General features: G+C 35.3%; 2 protein-coding genes and 1 other annotated feature. Of the genes, one reads left to right on the top strand and one right to left on the bottom strand.

The annotated features are described in order from the left end of the window. The coding region (locus AC1DTM_RS22155) for a DUF4037 domain-containing protein (RefSeq protein ID WP_477000888.1) at positions 1 to 510 on the top strand (510 nt) is incomplete at its 5' end. A 38-nt stretch (positions 511 to 548) separates the two neighbouring features. On the opposite strand, the gene AC1DTM_RS22150 is transcribed toward AC1DTM_RS22155, so the two are convergent. Then, positions 549 to 2,183 (bottom strand): putative polysaccharide biosynthesis protein, encoded by a 1,635-nt coding sequence (locus tag AC1DTM_RS22150; protein ID WP_477000887.1) that lies wholly within the window; start codon positions 2,181 to 2,183, stop codon positions 549 to 551. A gap of 220 nt (positions 2,184 to 2,403) precedes the next feature. Continuing rightward, positions 2,404 to 2,627, top strand: a binding site (T-box leader). Positions 2,628 to 2,653: the final 26 nt, after the last annotated feature.

Below are 2,653 nucleotides of genomic sequence, written 5' to 3'. Positions count from 1 at the left end.
GTTATAGAGCAGCATGATATAAATTATGAGAAACAATGTATTGTATCATCGGTTCATGATGGTGTGAGTTTGTATGGAGAAGTGAAAGTACATGCTCTAAAAGATAGAGTTGAAGCATATCCAGAAGAACTGGCGAAAAGGATGATTTCAGAAAACCTTTGGTTAAGCAATCGTTGGCATAATCGAGAGGCTCTTTTGAAACGAAAAGATTGGCTTATGCTTTATGATGTTATTTGTGAAGTACAAAGAAATATATTTGGGGTCTTGTTTGGAATGAACCGAATGTACGTGCATCATCCTGCATTTAAATGGATGCCAGATAATGTGGAACGAATGAGTATTAAACCTGAAAATCTATATGAGCGTATGGCAAATACGCTGATAGRGGAACCGGAGTATAGTGTACAGGAGTTAGAAGTGTTAATCGAAGAGGTATTACATTTAGTAGAACAATATGCTCCAAAATTAAATATTGCTGAACAACAAAAGCATATTCAATATGCGAAGTAAAAAGAAGAGATGTAACAACAAGTTACATCTCTTCTTTTTTATTTAACTAATTTCCCTAGTACAGGTAAACGTTGAATACGATCACCGAGAATATGTGAAGCAAGTCCACTCGTTAGTACGAATAAAAGATAAGCAAATCCTCCTGCTGAGGCGCATATAAACACAATAATCAGTGATTCTACATAAGATTGACCAGGGATAATCCAGCTTATAAATGTTCTTAATGCGATTACAACAGCAGACATTGCCGCGGAGTAAACCKTAATAAGAAATACTGTTTTTGCTGTTTCGCCAATGTTAAATTTCGCAAATTTAACGATGCAGTACAACATAATAATATTTGAAACGAGGTATCCAAGAATTGTTCCAAGCACAGCGCCATGTCCACCGAATAAGTGTAAAAGTGGTGTGTTCAACAGAATTTTAACGAGAATACCGACTGAGAATGCAATCATTGTTTTTCTTTGATAATCAATTCCTTGTAATATAGCTGCTGAAACGGTGAAAATCGCACTTAATATAGCAGACGGTGCAAATGAAATTAAATATTGTGATCCATCAAGTGCAATTTCAGGATTTACATAAACCATGCGGAATGCATCGTAAGCGATACTAGCTAGACCGAATGCTGCTGGGATAGTGAAGAATAATAATACTTGAAATATCTTTGAAATTTGTCCTTGTAATTCATCTAGCTTCCCGCTTGTAAATGATTTCGTAATAGCTGGAATTATCGTTAATGAGAATCCGGTTGCAAGTGAAGCTGGAATCATAATTAACTTTTGGGCATAGTTCGTTATATAAGCGAAAACTGCATTAGCGGTTTCTAAAGGCTCACCCATTGCTCTAAGGACATCAGCAACGGTATATTGATCTACTAACGTATAGAGAGGGATTGCAATGCCTACAAATACAATTGGAATTGCATAACGCAGTAATTCCATATAAATACTTCTTAACGGAATGTTTGATGATCTTGTTTTCAGCTCACCTTCAGGAGGTTTTAATCCATTATATTTTTTCCAGTACATCATTAAAATAGAGACGCTGGCAAGTGCCCCGATAACAGCGCCAAACGTAGCAACTGCAACAGAAGAAGCTACTGAACCTCCTAATAGTTTTGAGACGATAAAACTACCAACTAAAATGAAAACAACGCGCGCGATTTGTTCCACAACTTGAGATACAGCACTAGGTTTCATATGTTGAAAACCTTGGAAATAACCACGTGTAACACTCATAGCTGGTACGATAATAAGCGCGAAGCTTAATGCTCGCATTGTAAGTGTTACGTCGGCGATAAATTGTGGATCTGGCGTTTTCGAGCGAATGATAAATTGTGATATGTACGGTGCTCCAATAAATAAAGTTAAAAATCCTAAAAAGCCCATAAATAACATCAATTTTACGCTCGAGTTATACAATTTTTTACTTGTACTATAATCACCAAGCGCATTATGTTTTGCAACAAATTTTGAGACGGCAATTGGAATACCAGCTGTTGAAAAGCTTAATAAAATACCGTACCAAGAGTATGCATATCCGTATAAAGCGACCCCTTGCGTTCCAACTAATAATTGGAAGGGGAAAAAGTATATAAAACCTAAAATTCGTGAAATCATTGTTGCACCGCTTAATAAAGCAGTACCTTTTAAAACTTTTGAAGTAGACAAAATTCTTTCCTCCTACTCGTGCTGCCTTGCATTTATCGTATACTACTATAAACCTGTTAGAGAAGTTAATACAGTATAAACCATAAATGTTCTAATACTATTCATTTAAAAGTCATATTTTGAATTTTTAAATAGAATGTAATGCATAAAATTTCAAAATATAAGTTGACACTATTTTTAATGTATGATAAAAATGATAGTAATCAATTCGGAAAATAATATTTGAGCAATGAAAGGGTATAGTAGTGAAAATCTCCCTATTTCAGAGAGCTGATGGTTGGTGTGAATCAGTATATAGATTATTCATGAAGTTCGTCCTGGAGCATCTTTCATAAATCTCACATTGTGAGGAAATGAAAGACGGTAGTGCATACCGTTATCAAATAAAGTGGTGAAGATTTTTTTCACAACTAGGGTGGTACCGCGATATATATCGTCCCTACGTATTTACGTAGGGACGTTTTTTATTT

It is taken from the genome of Bacillus sp. P4_D3, from assembly GCF_056401855.1.
Note: the sequence above shows the minus strand (reverse complement) of the source record. Positions and strands in the feature narration are given on the sequence as shown.